Raw genomic sequence first — 15665 nt, 5'->3', positions numbered from 1 at the left:
TTGTTTGATTAATTGTTTAAATTATTTATTTTTATATTCACTTTGTTCTTTCTCTTTTTTTCTGAAACTAATTCATCATCAAATAACATACGTACTGAAGGGGTATAAGTATCTTCATACTGCCCAGATTTAACCGATTTAATAAATGCAATGAAAAACAATATAGCGACAACAATACTAACGCCTATTGTTATGTAGACTACTTCCATTTTTTAGTTACTAGTTTTCTTTTTGATTTGGGTCAAATATAAATCTAAAATTAAACATATAATATGACATTTATCACTTTATAAAATTCTCAACTCTAATATTAGTCTGCCAATTTATAACTTTCTTGAAATCCAATTGGTAATAATGGTTACAAAAACAACTATAGATATTGAACTTAAAGGCATTAAAATTGCAGCTACAACGGGTTCTAATTGCCCTGTTAAAGCAAAGTACATACCTACAGTATTATAAAAGAATGATATTATAAAACTTACTTTTATTACTGAAATTGTTTGAATAGAAAGTGTTAAAAACTCAGGTAATTTGTTGAAAAGTTTTGCATCTAAAATTGCATCACAAGCTGGAGAAAACACATTTACATCCTCAGAAATAGCAATTCCAACATTACTTTGTGCTAATGCCCCTGCATCATTAAGCCCGTCTCCTATCATCATTACTTTTTCTCCTTTTTCTTGAAGTATCTTAATATATTCTAATTTATTTTCAGGTTTTTGGTTAAATTCAAATTGGGTGTTTTTAGGTAATAATTTTTCTAAATAAGATTTTTCACCCTCATTATCTCCTGATAGAATAATTAATTTATATGTTTTTGAAAGTGTTTCAAAAACCTCTTTCATCCCTTTTCTATAACTATTCTTAAATATGAAATATCCTTTAAATTTGTTATTAATTGTTATATATATAGCCGTTTCATTTATTTTTAGTGATTTTTCCCCAACAAAATTAGCTGAACCTAATTTTATACTCATATTGTTAATTGTGGCTTTTATTCCACTACCTAATACTTCTTCAAAATTTATCAACTCTTTTTCTAAGGTTTCTTCTTTTATATGTTCATACAATAACCTACTCAATGGGTGATTTGAAGCTCTTAATACACTTTTAATTGCTCTTACTTCTGCAGTCTTCAATTTATCGCCTTCATAAATAATTTGAGCTTTATCATTAGATGTAATTGTACCTGTTTTATCAAAAATGATGGTTGTTATTTTTGATATGTTCTCAATGGTTTCAGCATTTTTTAAATAGAATTTGTTATAACCAAAAATTCTCAACATATTGCCAATTGCAAAAGGTGCCGATAATGCCAATGCACAGGGGCAAGCAATAATTAACACTGCAGTTACAACATTAAAAGCCATAGATGAATTATAATAATACCAAAAAATGCCTGCAAAAAAAGCGATTGTTAATATGGCTATTGTAAAATATTTGCTGATAGAATCTGTAATATTTTTTATGCTTATTTCATTCTTCTTATTAAATATATCATTACTCCATAATTGTGTTAAATAGCTTTGAGACATTGTACTGATAACTTCCATTTCAATAGCTCCTGCCGTTTGCTTTCCTCCTGCAAATAACTTATCTCCAGATTTTTTCATTACAGGGATTGATTCCCCAGTTACAAAACTATAATCAATTGATGCATTTCCATTAATTAGTATTCCATCAACTGGAATTAATTCTTCATTTCTAATTAAAAGCCTATCTCCTTTCTCAATATCTTTTACTGGAATATTTTTTTCTATACCATCTATAATTTTAGTAACGGCTATTGGAAAATATGATTTATAATCTCGTTCAAAAGATAAAAAATTATAGGTTTTTTGTTGAAAAACTTTTCCTAATAATAAAAAGAAAATCAACCCTGTTAAACTATCAAAAAAACCAGAGCCTATATCAAATATAATTTCAATAGAGCTCCTTAAAAATAACACCGAAATTCCTAATGCAATAGGAACATCTATATTTAAAATTCTATGCTTAATTCCTTTATAGGCAGATATGAAATAATCTTTTGCTGAATAAAATACAACTGGAATTGACATTATAAACATTAACCATCTAAACATTGGTTTGTATTTATTTAACCAAAACTCTTGTACTGCAAAATACTCTGGAAATGATAACAACATAATATTTCCAAAAGCAAATGCGGCAATTGATACTTGATAAATTAATTTTTTATCAACTTTACTCTTTTTAGCCTCTGCATCTTCTAAACTTATATAAGGTTCATAACCTATGGAAGTTATTAATTCAACAAGTTGTTTTAAATTTGTTTCTCTATTTTTAAAAGTAATTCGTAGTGTTTTTTCAGGGAAATTTACCATAGAATTAGAAACCCCATCATTTAACTTATCTAAATTTTCTAATACCCAAATACAAGAACTACAATGTATACTTGGTATATAAAACTCAACAACTGATGTTTCTCCATCATTAAATTCTAAAAGTTTTTCAATAATATCATCATTTTCTAAATAATTATATTTCCCTTTAATTTCAGCAGGAACTGTTCCTGGTGTAGATTGTAAATCGTAATAACAATTTAACTCGTTTACATTTAATATTTCATAAACCGTTTTACAACCATTGCAACAAAATTTTTTATCGTTAAAAAGTATTGGTTTTTTACCGCAATCTGTTCCACAATGATAACAACTATTTAAACTCATATTCTTTTAAAAAAAATCATCACAAAACTATTCATTTATTATGAATGAAATTACAAATATCATTAAATTTTGTACATTTGCACTTATTTACTACTAAGTATAAATTAATTTAACATGGCGGACTGTTCACATTGTATTATTAAGAGTTTTAATGCTATAAAAACACTAACACAAGAAGAATTACAGAGGTTTTCAGAACATAAAACTTCCTTGATGATTAAAAAAGGTGAAAATTTAATGACCGAAGGAAATGCCATAAACGGATTGTATTGCATTAGAGATGGCAAATGTAAGCTGACTAAATTAAATACAAATGGTAAAGAACAAATTATAAAATTTATTAAAGGAGGAGATATTTTAGGACAACGATCTATTTTAAGTGATGAACCTGTAGGATTAAATTGTACAGCATTGGAAGACATGCGTGTTTGTTTTATTCCGAAAGGTGATATTTTAGAAACTATTAGAGAAAATCCTCAATTTTCTTTAAATTTAATGAAAAACATATCTCACCAATTAAATGAAGCCAATACCTTGGTTTCTCAAATGGCTCAAAAACCTGTAAAAGATAGATTAGCAGAAACATTACTTAATTTAGAAGAAATTTTTGGACAAGATAATGAGGGTTGTATTGATGTTGTTTTAACTAGAGAAGAAATTGCAAATACAATTGGAACAGCTACTGAATCGGCTATTAGATTATTATCTAACTTAAAAAAAGATGGAATTATTGATTTGATTGGCAAAAAAATTAAAGTCTTGAATAAAAATGCTCTTAAAAATTTATCTCAAGGATATTAGTATTATTTATCAATAAAAAAGAGGCTGTTTGAAAAGAGGGCTTGCTTTTTTTCTTATTTCAGTTTTAAATTTAAAATTAATATAAAAAATTGAATGATAAATAGTACAAAAAAAAAATCGCCTAAAAATTACTTTTTAGACGACCTCCTTTTAGTTAAATTATATTTTACGTCTCTCACGCTCTCGTTTCAATAACTCAAGTTCTCTATTTGTTTGCCCTGCAACAGAAGTATTTTCTTCTGCACGCCTAATTAAGTATGGCATAACATCTCTAACGGGACCAAAAGGTAAGTATTTTGCTACATTATATCCTTCTTTTGCTAAATTATAACTAATATGATCGCTCATTCCGTACAATTGCCCAAACCATATTCTTTTATCATCTTTGGCTAATTGATGTTTTTTAATTAAATCCATTAATAAATAAGCACTTTCTTCATTATGTGATCCTGAAAAAATGGACATATCGTCAATATTTTCAATCATATAGTTTAAAACATCATTATACATTTTATCGGTTGCAGCTTTATCAACACAAATAGGATCTTTATAACCATATTTAGCAGCACGTTCTCGCTCTTTTTCCATATAAGCGCCACGAACTAACTTCATTCCTATATAAAAACCTTGTTCTTTAGCTCTTTTGTGTAGTTTTTTAAGATAATCTAATCTATCCCAGCGATATAACTGTAACGTTCCAAATACAATAGCTTTTTTTCTATTGTATTTTTTCATCATTTCTTCTATCAAATCATCAGCTGCTGTTTGCATCCAAGTTTCTTCAGCATCAATTAATAAAGGTATATCTGCTTCATAAGCGGCTTTACTCACTGTATCATATCTTTCTTTAATGCGCTTCCACTCTACTATTTCATGAGCATCTAAATCAATTCCTTCTGTAATTTTTTGATAAAGTTTAAATTTACCAAAACCTGTTGGCTTAAAAACTGCAAAAGGCAAACTCTCTTTTTCTTTACCAAATTTAATTGTATTTAGGGTTTTTTCCATTGCCAAATCAAATTGTTCTTCAACCTCTTTTCCTTCTGCTGAATAATCTAATACAGAGTGTACGTTTTTGGTAAACATTTTATCAATTGTTGGCATACAATCTTTTTCAGTTACACCTCCACAAAAATGATCAAATACAGTTGCTCTAATAATTCCTTCAACAGGTAAATGTGTTTTAATTGCAAATTTAGTTACAGCAGTACCTATTTTTACAAGAGGTTCTCTCTTTATCATTTCAAATAAATAAAAAGCTCTATCTAGTTCTGAATTAGATTTTAAGGCAAATGCTACTTCCGTATTATCAAATAATTTTTCCATGATAAATTCATTTTTACAAAGATACTTACAAAGAGTTTATTTATTCACTATTTTCTTCTTATTTTGCACCAAATTTTAACCAAAATGAAACCTATTTTATCCAATAATTATTACGTAAATTTTCAAAATGATGCTTACTCTAAATTGAATGAGTATATCTTAACTTATAAACCTTCTACGGTATTTGTTTTAGTTGATGAAAATACAAATACTCATTGTTTACCTATTTTGTTACAAGAACTTAGCACATCTATAACTATTGAGATAATTGAAATTGAATCTGGTGAAGAAAATAAGAACTTAGAGACTTGTTCTGGCGTTTGGAATGCATTAACCGAATTAGGTGCGGACCGAAAAAGTTTAATGATAAATTTAGGCGGAGGTGTAATAACAGATTTAGGTGGTTTTGTAGCCTCAACTTTTAAACGAGGTATTGCTTTTATTAATATTCCTACAACTTTATTAAGTATGGTTGATGCTTCTGTTGGAGGAAAAACAGGTGTAGATCTTGGTGTTTTAAAAAACCAAATTGGGTTGTTTTCTAATCCGGAAATGGTACTTATAGATTTCCGTTATTTAGAAACACTTCCTAAGCGTGAATTACGTTCAGGATTGGCAGAAATTATCAAATACGGACTTACCTACGATATTAAGGTTTGGAATACTATAAAAACACGTAAAGACTTTAATTTAAACGATTTAAATACATTGATTTACCGTTCTATCCAAATTAAAAACGAAATAACCATTAAAGATCCTAAAGAAGCTGGATTGCGTAAAGTTTTAAATTTCGGACATACTTTAGGTCATGCCATTGAATCATACTTTTTAGAATGTAAAGACAAAGAAAACTTAACACATGGAGAAGCTATTGCTATTGGAATGATAACAGAAACTTATATTTCTAAGATTTTATTAAATTTTCCTTCTAAAGAATTAGAAAATATTAAAAAAATATTGCTTTCAATTTATAATAAGGTTAGTATAAATCCTTCTGATTATGATGCAATTATAGAACTATTAATACACGATAAAAAAAATATTAACGGACAGGTAAATTTTGTGCTACTAACTAATTTTGAGAAATTTAAACTCGATTGTAATGTTGAAAAAGAGTTAATAGTTAAAGCATTAGATTATTATAATTCTTAACAAAAACCCATATTAATTTTCTATAAAACCTCTTTATAATCTGGTGAAATATTCTCTAAGCTAAACTTTTTGTGTAGATGTCATTAAATTTTGAATAAGCCTAACGAATAAATTAGCAACTTTACCTGCTCCACCTCTAGAAAAGGCATCACTAGCTTTGAAAGAACTTTTAGCTACACCTTTTATTCCACAATGCTGCCGCACAAATCCTTTTGTGTGGTCCGTAAAAACATTTAACCAATCTACCACAGCAAAATTTACAAAATAAAGCCCTTCAGGATTATGAAATTTATAGTTTCTACTCATAAGATAAAAATACGGCTTTTTAATTTAAGTAATTTAGAACACAATGCAATCGTTCGGGAGCGGGGAGGGATTTATTTTCCATAATGATAACGACAAGCTGCTATCAAGATTTGTTCATTATCGTATTTGTAAACCAATCGATGTTCTGATGTTATTCGCCTTGACCAATAACCTCGTAAATCTCCCTTTAAAGCTTCTGGTTTTCCTATACCTTCAAAAGGTGTTCGTATACAGCTTTTAATGAGTTCGTTAATTCGTATTACTATTTTCTTATCGACTTTCTGCCAATACAAATAATCTTCCCAAGAAGAAGTAGACCAAGTTAATTTCATTTATTCTATTAAGTCTTTTTGAACACCTTTATCTGCTTCCAGTTCTTTGATAGAGTTTAATAAAATATCTCTATTTTTTCCTGTTAGTAAATATGTAGTTTCCTTTAATGAGTTGTATTCATCTAATGATATTAAAACAAGGTCTTTACCGCTTTTACGCTTGATAATGATATCGCTTACATCATTGACTACTTTATCAAACCAATGCTTTAGATTTGAACGAAAGTCTGTATAATTAACTGTTTCCATATTGCAAATATAATAAAAAGCACTTGATTAAGTACTTTTTATTATATATTTAACTAATCAGGTGAAAGTTGTTGCCGATTTCGTACAGGTTTTCTAAATCGTATTGCAAGTATTTTTCGGCGGAAATTGTGTTACGATGCACAGCTATATATTGATCGTATACTTACCAAAACCAAGTTTAAGGATTTCTTTTCTAAAAATGTTGCTTCGCTTTAGGGCATAAAAAACTATCTCTTTAAAGGTGGTTCTTATTCATTATTTTATTTGTCCGTTAGTAGTTATTTTATATATTTTACTACTTGTATCTAAAATTTTAAAACCGTCATTTTTAGTCAATCTTTTTTTATTATTAGTGACTTCAAAAGTAATTGAGTCTAAAAATATTGTACTAATTTCAGTTATATTATCTGCATCACCCATAACTGATGCAATAATTTTATAATCAATCAAGGAATCTCTTTCTATGTTCGTAGTTAGTAATATGACATTTGTATAGTAGTCATAGCCTCCTAAAACTGTAAACACTTTAAATTCTTTGTTCTCGATGAGATTACTGTAATTAATGAGATTATAATAGTAATCTTTTTTTAACACCTCATTTTTTAAATTATCTTCAATTCTAAATTTTAAGTTATCATTTATTGATGTTTTTGATAAAGGCAATTGATTAAAGTCAAAAGTCTTTAAATTTTTGTCATTGTTATAAAAAGTACTTTGTGGCTCTTGCTTTTTTTCTAAAATTGTTTTTAACTCATCGTTACCTCCTATTTCATTTACTGTTTTCTCTTTTTTGTTTGCACAAGAAAACATTGTAAGCAAAGTAATTATATATAAATATTTCATTTTTTCTTAATTTCTATTATCTACGTGATGATGATTATTATGTCCATTTCCTCCATTTCTAACATTAATTCCTCCACTATTATTTAAATTAGGAACAGCATTCGGACCAATTAAGAAACGACTAAAACCATTATTACCCAAAGCATTAATAAAAAGTTGTGTGTTTTGTGTACTAAAAGCAGCATCGTTTATTAATGAGCCGCCTGGAAGCCCTCCATTAACTCCAAGCAATCTAATGTCAAAAGCGCCGTTATCTCCGTGATGCATAGCCCCTGGACTTAAATTTACCCTACCATTAGTAGGCGACCTCATATCTCCAATTTGTATTGGATTACTTAGCAAAGTTTGTATGTCAAATTCAGTAATTGCATTAATCATATTTGATACACTCTCAACAGTTCCCCATTGGTCATTAACAACTCCAGTCACATCATTTCTGTTATAATAACCGTAAACTGTATGACCGTCTATCGAGTATGTACCCGAAGATCCTAATCCTGTTTGTTCGGTTCCACTATACGGAAGTTCTACCATTCCACTAGTATTTGCTTGAAATTGTTCGATTGTGCCATCAGGACCGCCAATATTTAAAGTTTCAACTAAAGCACCTATTCCAACTGGATAACCTTCAGCTACCTCTTGACTCGTCCAAGATGCAACAGGAGAAGAACCTTCAGGAGCAAAAAATAATGGACTTCCTGCTTCAACTTGAGTATAACCTTGATATTCCCAAGCTCCATCAACATCAACCCATTCTAATCCTTCTAATTCAAAACCATCAATAACTCTATTTTCAGCAAAATTATACGGAAATTGATAACTGTACTGTTCTGCAAGTGGGTCAACAGACATAAATCTTCCAATTGCTGGGTCGTGATTTCTCCATTTAAATGATAACCAATTTAAACCAAGTTCTTCATTTATCTCTTGTCCTTGAAATGTTTTATACATGTTTTCCGTACCATTCACAACATTATTGTACCCTTTGTGCTTTAAACCAAAAGGATAGTAATTATTTTCTTCTACAATTTCAGTAGCAGCGTTAATAGATCCATTGCCATCAGCATCGGAGTATGACAATCTGATATTTCCTAAGTGGTCTTTGTATTGGTAGATGTATTCAAAACCACCATTTCCATCAGGTTCCACATATCCTTCGGGTTGGTTAAAGAACTTTAGTTCTTCTATTCCAGCTGCCTCTTCATATATATAATTACCTGCGTAGTTGGTTTTTGTGCTATTTCCAGTATCGGTCACAATTTTTTGTAATTTTACTCCAGTTGCATCGTAAATGTAATCAATATATTTTTCTGCTGCAAAAGTAACTTGGCTTGGTAAATTTAAATGGTTGTAGCTTATATTAATAATGCCTTTGTTGGCGTCTGTTATCAAGTTGCCATTGTCATCGTAGGAATAATCATTTCCTGTAGTTGTTTCTTTAAACCCAACATCTTTGGCAAATGAATCATTTTCATCTACGCTAAGTAATTGATTACTATTAGGTAAATAATTATAGCTCAAATTATCCATTACACCAAAATCAGTCTCTTCTATATTGGTATAACCATTTCTGTTTAAATGCTGAATATTTCCATTTTTAACAACAACCTGCTATTACTTCTCTATAAACCTCTTTATAATCTGGTAAAATATTCTCTAAACTAAACTTTTTGGCTTGGTTTAATGCATTTTGTTTAAATTGTTGAAGCCTGTCAAAATCTTTTAATATATATATACCATTTTTAGCCATATCATCTGTATCACCAACATCACTCAAAAATCCTGTAACCCCATTAATATTTACTTCTGGTAAACCACCTGAATTTGTAGAAATAACTGGTGTTCTGGCAGCCATTGCTTCTAAAGCCGCTAAACCAAAACTTTCTGTTTCTGAGGGTAATAAGAACAAATCAGAATAACAAAGTAATTTATTTACTTCGTTACTATTTCCCATAAAAAGTATTTTTTCTAGTATTCCCAACTCTTTGGCTTGACATTCAATACTTTCTCTATCTGGTCCTTCTCCTACAATTAATAATTTTGAAGGAATTTCCTTCTGAATTTTATAAAATATTTTTATAACATCTGAAGCTCTTTTTACGGGGCGCAAATTACTAATATGGGTTATAATCCGTTCATTATCATTTGCTATGGTATGTCTTAAACATTCTTCATCACCTATTTCCGGATATTGCTCAAAATCTATAAAATTATAGATTACTTTAATTTCTTTTGTAATATTAAACAAACGCAATGTATCTTCTCGTAAACTATTTGATACTGTGGTTACTACATCAGAATTATTAATACTAAATTCTACAGCTGACTTATAGTTTGGATGGCTTCCAACAAGTGTAATATCAGTACCATGCAACGTTGTTACTACTTTAACGTCAATCCCTTTTTGTTTTAACATTTGCTTTGCCATATAAGCAGCATATGCATGTGGAATTGCATAATGTACATGTAAAATTTCTAAATCATACTCTTTTACAACTTCAACCATTTTACTTGATAAAGCCAATTCATAAGGTTGAAAATGAAATAAAGAATATTCTTCAACAAAAACTTCATGAAAATGAATGTCTTTAGAAATAAAATCTAGTCGAACAGGTTGCTTATAGGTTATAAAATGTACATGATGGCCTCTTTCTGCTAAAGCCATCCCTAATTCAGTTGCAACAACTCCACTACCTCCAAATGTTGGGTAACAAACAATACCTATTTTCATTTAATATTTTTTTGAACGAACACAAATATAAAAGGAATCTAACACTTTTTAGAATCAAAATTCATAATTAATTCACAAAAAAAATCCTGCAGATAGCAGGATTCGTATTTTAATAGTCTCCCAAAGTCTCTGGGTTTTGACTTAAAGCGTCTTCTAACTGAGCATCACTAGGTGGTTTTCCGTGCCAAGCATGGGTATGCATCATAAAATCTATTCCATTTCCCATTTCTGTGTATAATAACACGCAAACTGGTTTCCCATTACCGGTGAGTGATTTAGCTTCTGCTAATCCATTTTTAATACTTTCTACATCATTTCCTTTTTTTACTTCTAACACTATCCATCCAAAAGCTTCAAATTTAGCTCTTAAATCACCTAAAGGCATAACATCATCAGTAGAACCGTCTATTTGTTGATGGTTATAATCTATTGTTGCAATAAAATTATCTACATTTTTCCCTGCAGCATACATTACAGCTTCCCAAATTTGACCTTCTTCTAATTCACCATCTCCGTGCAATGAATATATCAACTTATTATCTCCATTTAATTTCTTTGCTTGAGCAGCTCCAATTGCAACACTCATTCCTTGTCCTAATGAACCTGAAGCAATTCTTATACCTGGCAAACCTTCATGTGTAGTTGGGTGTCCTTGTAAACGTGTTCCTATTTTTCTAAACGTTGCCAATTCTTTTACTGGAAAAAAACCACTTCTAGCCAAAACACTATAATAAACAGGTGAAATATGTCCATTAGATAAAAAGAACAAATCCTCATTTTTACCGTCCATTTTAAAATTCGTTGAATAATCCATAACATCTTGGTAAAGAACCGTAAGAAATTCTGCACATCCCAGTGAGCCACCTGGATGACCTGATTGTACAGCGTGTACCATTCTCACAATATCTCTTCTTACTTGTTGTACAAAATCTTGTAATTGTTGTGTGTTTGACATTTCTTTTTTTATTTTATGAAAGCAAAAATAGTGTTTTTGAAGTTTGAAACAATAAAATTTTTAAATAAAATTTTTGAAGTATATATCAGTAAAATTATGTTTTTTGTTTTTTCTTTTTGGCTGCTGGGAATAGAACATTATTTAGAATTAATCTATAACCCGGTGAATTAGGATGTAAATCTAGTTCCGTTTTTAAATCACCTATTCTATGTTGATAATCTTCTGGGTCATGACCTCCATAAAAGGTAAACATTCCTTTTCCTTTTACGCCATGAATATAACGAGCCTCTTTATTTGATTTATTTTCGCCCATAACAAGAACATTTGATTTTACAGTTATTCTATCAAAAGACGTTGTTTGCCCCATAAAACCTTTTATGAGTTGCGTATGATTTTGGCATAACATTGTAGGAATTGGATCCCATTTAGCAGAATATTCTTGTAATGAAAAATAATCATTCGTTCTTTTAATTTTTCTCTTACTAGTCATATCAATTGATGAAAACTCGTACACCACAGGGTTTCTAACTAATTTAAAATTTTTAAAGGCAAATGTTTTATTGAAATTTATTTTTTGTTGATAATCTAACTCTGAAGGATCTCCATCAAACATACTCTCACAAATATCAACTCCTTCCGCTGCCAATGCAATATCAAAACTATCTGTTGCTGAACACATTGCAAACATAAAACCACCGCCCACAACAAAATCTCTAATTTTTAGAGCTACAGCTAATTTTTCTTGTGACACCTTAGAATAACCAAGTTTAAACGCTAGTTCTTCAGCCTCTTTCTTTTGTTCAATATACCAAGGAGCTCTTCTGTATGCTCCATAAAAACGACCGTATTGACCCGTAAAGTCTTCGTGATGCAAATGTAACCATTCATAGAACAATAGCTTCTCATCTAAAACATCTTCATCATAAATTACATCAAAAGGAATTTCAGCATAGGTTAAAACTAAAGTAACAGCATCATCCCAAGGTAATTTACTTTTGGGGGAGTACACGGCAATTTTTGGTGCTTTTTCTAAAATAATAGCATCCATATTTTGTGAAGGACTACTTATTTTTTCTAAAATTTGTATTGCTTGTGTATCTGAAATTACTTGAAAAGTTACTCCTCTAATTTTACATTCATTTCTTGTAGCTTCATTATCTTCTAATAAAAAAGAGCCTCCTTCATAATTTAATAACCATTGAACTTTATTTCCCTGTTGTAAAGACCAATAAGTGATACCGTAAGCTTTTAAATGATTGGTTTGTGTTACGGCATCCATAGGTATTAATATGAACGATGCATATACTGAATGTGTGAAAAAAATTAAATAAGCAATTATTATTTTTATCAATGTTTGCATTTTTAGCTTTTAGAATGGAACTCCATCATTTTCTAAATTATCATGCGATCCAAAAGCTTCTTCTGCACTTGGCAAAACAGTCTCTGAAGTTGAAACATTCATTTTCGATTGAAATTCACTACCAAAATCCTCATCTAAGTTACTAAATTGAGCTAAATGACCTGTAAATTTCAATTTTACATTTTCTAAACCTCCATTTCTGTGTTTCGCAACTATAAATTCGGCTTGTCCTTCGCAGGGTGTTCTTTCTTCATCATCCCATTCTGTAAGCCCATAATATTCTGGACGATATATAAATGAAACAATATCTGCATCTTGCTCAATAGCACCTGACTCACGTAAATCTGATAAAAGTGGCCGTTTATTTCCTCCACGAGTTTCTACAGCACGCGACAATTGGGAAAGTGCTATAACTGGTATAGCCAATTCTTTTGCTAAGGCTTTTAAATTTCTTGAAATCATAGAAATTTCTTGTTCGCGATTTCCTCCTCCTTTTTGAGAAGTTCCTGTTGTCATTAATTGCAAATAATCTATAATAATAATTTTAATTCCATGTTGTGAAGCTAAACGGCGCGATTTTGCTCTTAAATCAAAAATAGATAAAGAAGGTGTATCATCAATAAAAATAGGTGCTTTTGTTAAGTTTTTAACCTTCACATTTAATTGCTCCCATTCATGTGGTTCTAAATTTCCTTTTCTTAATTTTCCTGATGAAATTCCGGTTTCACTTGAAATCATACGTGTTATTAACTGTACAGAAGACATTTCTAATGAAAAAATAGCAACAGGAATCTCAAAGTCTATTGCCATATTCTTTGCCATTGACATCACAAAAGCAGTTTTACCCATACCTGGACGAGCGGCTATAATTACTAAATCTGAAGGTTGCCAACCTGAGGTTAACTCATCTAAACGAGTAAAACCTGTTGCTACACCACTCATACCTTCTTTATTAGAAATTTCCTGAATTTTATCAAGAGCTTGTTTTACCAATCCTTCTGCAGCTTCAGAACCTTTTTTTAAGTTCCCCTGAGTTACTTCAAACAGTTTTGATTCAGCATCATCTAACAAATCAAAAACATCAATGGTTTCATCATAAGCTTCTTCAATAATTTCAGAAGAAATTGTAATTAATTTTCGTTGAATAAATTTTTGGAGAATAATACGTGCATGAAATTCTATATGCGCAGAAGAAGCTACTTTTTGTGTTAATCCTACTAAATAGAAATCACCTCCAGCGGCATCTAAATTTTCTGTTTTTCGCAATTGATTTGCTACCGATAATAAATCTATAGGTTCTGTATTATTAAATAATGTATGTATAGCTTCGTAAATTAACTGATGTGATTCTTTGTAAAAAACTTCAGAATGCAAAATATCAATTACGTCATCAACACCTTTTTTATCAATCATCATCGCTCCCAATACAGCTTCCTCTAAATCAATGGCTTGTGGAGGTATTTTACCTTTTTCAAGACTAATTACTGTGTTTTTTTTGATTTTTCTGGATTGAATTGGTTGTAAATTTTTCACGCTACTACTACTTTGTTTTGAATTTAAATCGATATTTTATTTAAGGAAAACTATGAAAGTTCTTGATTAAACAAATGTAATTTTTTAAACTTAATTGTCTCTTTAAATTACAATTTTATTTTTACACATGTTTTGTTCACAAGTATCAATTTTGTTAATAACTATTTAAACGACTCTTTCTCATTATATATTTCCTATTTTTGAATTATGAAACAACTAAAGGTATATAAAATACTTACCATTTTACTTATTATGCAGTGGGCTTTTATTCAAATTATAGCGCAATACCCTAGTGTAATTGAAAAATATTATTCAAATGGTTTATACATATACATCTCTAAATTTTTAAGAATTATTTTTGGATGGGTTCCTATTTCAATTGGTGATATTTTATATTTAACGCTTGGTATTTTTGTGTTAAAAAGTATTTTTATAACATTAAAAACAAAAAAAATTAATTTCAAAAATACTTTATTTAAAACAGGTGCGCTTATTTCAGTTCTATTTTTCTTTTTTCATTTCAATTGGGCTTTAAACTATTTTAGACAGCCTTTATTTAAAACGTTGAATTTAGAAAAAACCAATTACACTACAAATGAACTAATCCATTTTACTAAAACACTAATTTTAAAAACAAATAAAGCGCAAATTTTAATTACCAATAACGATACTGTTATAGTGCAGAACCCTTTAAATAAACAAAAAATTGAAGAAAAATCACCATTAGCTTATCATAAATTACAAATAAAATATCCACAATTCAAATTTGAAAACCCATCTTTAAAACACTCTTTATTTAGCTTACCCCTAACTTATATGGGATTCGCTGGCTATATAAATCCATTTACAAATGAAGCTCAAATAAATGCTTTAATTCCAAAAAACAACTATCCTGCAACTGTATGCCATGAGGTTGCACATCAAATAGGTTTTGCCTCAGAAAGTGAAGCTAATTTTATAGGTTATTTAGCTGCAATTTATTCTAATGATTCTTTTTATAATTACTCGGGTTACTTAATGGCATTACGTTATTGCTTATCTGAAATTTACAGAACGAATCCTGAACAGTATGAAATGCTAAAAAAAGGAATTAATAAAGGAATATTGAAAGATATAAAGCAGAGTCAGGATTTTTGGATAGCATATCAAAACTGGTCTGAAAAATATTTTAAAGGTTTTTACGATTCCTTTTTGAAAGCCAATAAACAAAAAGCCGGAATGAAAGAATACAATAAAATGGTATCTCTTTTAATAAATTACTACAAAGCTAAAAAAAACACTTACCCAGCTAATTTGAGCTTATAAGTTTCTTAATTTTTTGTTAAAAAAATATAAAAGTTAAAATACTTTAAACAAAAAATTATATTTACCATTATAAACCAAA

Annotated in this window: 15 protein-coding genes; 3 read left to right on the top strand and 12 right to left on the bottom strand. The window is 29.5% G+C overall.

Annotated elements, in window-relative coordinates:
* Nucleotides 1-8: 8 nt before the first annotated feature.
* Together ccoS and Lupro_RS01035 are read right to left on the bottom strand one after the other, a co-directional pair.
* A complete protein-coding gene (gene ccoS / locus Lupro_RS01040; protein ID WP_068205645.1) occupies nt 9-209 on the bottom strand; it encodes a cbb3-type cytochrome oxidase assembly protein CcoS in 201 nt (66 codons plus the stop codon).
* Nucleotides 210-323: 114 nt separating this feature from the next.
* Nucleotides 324-2693: a heavy metal translocating P-type ATPase gene (locus Lupro_RS01035; protein WP_068205644.1), complete on the bottom strand. Its 2370-nt coding sequence runs from the start codon at nt 2691-2693 to the stop codon at nt 324-326.
* Nucleotides 2694-2807: 114 nt separating this feature from the next.
* Here Lupro_RS01035 and Lupro_RS01030 point away from each other — a divergent pair, with 114 nt between their 5' ends.
* On the top strand, nt 2808-3494 hold the full coding sequence (locus Lupro_RS01030; RefSeq protein WP_068205643.1) for a Crp/Fnr family transcriptional regulator: 687 nt from the start codon (nt 2808-2810) through the stop codon (nt 3492-3494).
* A 159-nt stretch (nt 3495-3653) separates the two neighbouring features.
* Here Lupro_RS01030 and Lupro_RS01025 read toward each other — a convergent pair whose 3' ends face one another.
* Complete coding sequence (locus Lupro_RS01025; protein ID WP_068205642.1) at nt 3654-4820, bottom strand: proline dehydrogenase family protein; 1167 nt, start codon at nt 4818-4820, stop codon at nt 3654-3656.
* A gap of 84 nt (nt 4821-4904) precedes the next feature.
* Between Lupro_RS01025 and aroB the strand changes: the two genes are divergently transcribed.
* Nucleotides 4905-5972, top strand: coding sequence for a 3-dehydroquinate synthase (gene aroB, locus Lupro_RS01020; RefSeq protein ID WP_068205641.1), 1068 nt, complete (start codon nt 4905-4907; stop codon nt 5970-5972).
* A gap of 60 nt (nt 5973-6032) precedes the next feature.
* Here the strand turns inward: aroB and Lupro_RS13645 are convergent, their stop codons facing one another.
* The 9 genes from Lupro_RS13645 to dnaB all read right to left on the bottom strand — a co-directional run bounded on the left by Lupro_RS13645 (nt 6033) and on the right by dnaB (nt 14281).
* Nucleotides 6033-6278, bottom strand: a complete 246-nt coding sequence (locus Lupro_RS13645; RefSeq protein WP_068205640.1) for a hypothetical protein — start codon at nt 6276-6278, stop codon at nt 6033-6035.
* A gap of 71 nt (nt 6279-6349) precedes the next feature.
* Entirely contained in the window at nt 6350-6610 is a 261-nt protein-coding gene (locus tag Lupro_RS01010; RefSeq protein WP_068205639.1) for a Txe/YoeB family addiction module toxin, read from the bottom strand.
* Nucleotides 6611-6859 carry a type II toxin-antitoxin system Phd/YefM family antitoxin gene (locus Lupro_RS01005; RefSeq protein ID WP_068205638.1) on the bottom strand — a complete coding sequence of 83 codons (249 nt, stop codon included), beginning with the start codon at nt 6857-6859 and terminating at the stop codon, nt 6611-6613.
* 255 nt (nt 6860-7114) lie between these two features.
* The gene (locus Lupro_RS01000) at nt 7115-7702 is read right to left on the bottom strand and encodes a hypothetical protein (protein ID WP_144439088.1); all 588 of its coding nucleotides are present in this window, start codon (nt 7700-7702) and stop codon (nt 7115-7117) included.
* A 6-nt stretch (nt 7703-7708) separates the two neighbouring features.
* Nucleotides 7709-9232 (bottom strand): RHS repeat domain-containing protein, encoded by a 1524-nt coding sequence (locus tag Lupro_RS00995; RefSeq protein WP_068205636.1) that lies wholly within the window; start codon nt 9230-9232, stop codon nt 7709-7711.
* A 67-nt stretch (nt 9233-9299) separates the two neighbouring features.
* Nucleotides 9300-10433, bottom strand: coding sequence for an N-acetyl-alpha-D-glucosaminyl L-malate synthase BshA (gene bshA, locus Lupro_RS00990; protein WP_068205635.1), 1134 nt, complete (start codon nt 10431-10433; stop codon nt 9300-9302).
* Between the two features lie 109 nt (nt 10434-10542).
* A complete protein-coding gene (locus Lupro_RS00985; protein ID WP_068205634.1) occupies nt 10543-11388 on the bottom strand; it encodes a transketolase in 846 nt (281 codons plus the stop codon).
* A gap of 94 nt (nt 11389-11482) precedes the next feature.
* Nucleotides 11483-12748 (bottom strand): asparagine synthetase B, encoded by a 1266-nt coding sequence (locus Lupro_RS00980; protein WP_068205633.1) that lies wholly within the window; start codon nt 12746-12748, stop codon nt 11483-11485.
* A gap of 9 nt (nt 12749-12757) precedes the next feature.
* Complete coding sequence (gene dnaB, locus Lupro_RS00975; RefSeq protein ID WP_068205632.1) at nt 12758-14281, bottom strand: replicative DNA helicase; 1524 nt, start codon at nt 14279-14281, stop codon at nt 12758-12760.
* A gap of 207 nt (nt 14282-14488) precedes the next feature.
* Between dnaB and Lupro_RS00970 the strand changes: the two genes are divergently transcribed.
* Nucleotides 14489-15586 carry a DUF3810 domain-containing protein gene (locus Lupro_RS00970; RefSeq protein WP_068205631.1) on the top strand — a complete coding sequence of 366 codons (1098 nt, stop codon included), beginning with the start codon at nt 14489-14491 and terminating at the stop codon, nt 15584-15586.
* Nucleotides 15587-15665: the final 79 nt, after the last annotated feature.

The sequence above is a fragment of the Lutibacter profundi genome, from assembly GCF_001543325.1.
Taxonomy (GTDB): Bacteria; Bacteroidota; Bacteroidia; order Flavobacteriales; family Flavobacteriaceae; genus Lutibacter; species Lutibacter profundi.
The sequence above is the reverse complement of the archived record's forward strand: the minus strand, read 5'-3'. Positions and strand labels throughout refer to the sequence as shown.

What these genes read in the sequence shown, in the direction of transcription:
- ccoS (WP_068205645.1), bottom strand. Translation starts at nt 209, where the DNA reads ATGGAAGTAGTCTACATAACAATAGGCGTTAGTATTGTTGTCGCTATA.
- Lupro_RS01035 (WP_068205644.1), bottom strand. Translation starts at nt 2,693, where the DNA reads ATGAGTTTAAATAGTTGTTATCATTGTGGAACAGATTGCGGTAAAAAA.
- Lupro_RS01030 (WP_068205643.1), top strand. Translation starts at nt 2,808, where the DNA reads ATGGCGGACTGTTCACATTGTATTATTAAGAGTTTTAATGCTATAAAA.
- Lupro_RS01025 (WP_068205642.1), bottom strand. Translation starts at nt 4,820, where the DNA reads ATGGAAAAATTATTTGATAATACGGAAGTAGCATTTGCCTTAAAATCT.
- aroB (WP_068205641.1), top strand. Translation starts at nt 4,905, where the DNA reads ATGAAACCTATTTTATCCAATAATTATTACGTAAATTTTCAAAATGAT.
- Lupro_RS13645 (WP_068205640.1), bottom strand. Translation starts at nt 6,278, where the DNA reads ATGAGTAGAAACTATAAATTTCATAATCCTGAAGGGCTTTATTTTGTA.
- Lupro_RS01010 (WP_068205639.1), bottom strand. Translation starts at nt 6,610, where the DNA reads ATGAAATTAACTTGGTCTACTTCTTCTTGGGAAGATTATTTGTATTGG.
- Lupro_RS01005 (WP_068205638.1), bottom strand. Translation starts at nt 6,859, where the DNA reads ATGGAAACAGTTAATTATACAGACTTTCGTTCAAATCTAAAGCATTGG.
- Lupro_RS01000 (WP_144439088.1), bottom strand. Translation starts at nt 7,702, where the DNA reads ATGAAATATTTATATATAATTACTTTGCTTACAATGTTTTCTTGTGCA.
- Lupro_RS00995 (WP_068205636.1), bottom strand. Translation starts at nt 9,232, where the DNA reads ATGGATAATTTGAGCTATAATTATTTACCTAATAGTAATCAATTACTT.
- bshA (WP_068205635.1), bottom strand. Translation starts at nt 10,433, where the DNA reads ATGAAAATAGGTATTGTTTGTTACCCAACATTTGGAGGTAGTGGAGTT.
- Lupro_RS00985 (WP_068205634.1), bottom strand. Translation starts at nt 11,388, where the DNA reads ATGTCAAACACACAACAATTACAAGATTTTGTACAACAAGTAAGAAGA.
- Lupro_RS00980 (WP_068205633.1), bottom strand. Translation starts at nt 12,748, where the DNA reads ATGCAAACATTGATAAAAATAATAATTGCTTATTTAATTTTTTTCACA.
- Lupro_RS00970 (WP_068205631.1), top strand. Translation starts at nt 14,489, where the DNA reads ATGAAACAACTAAAGGTATATAAAATACTTACCATTTTACTTATTATG.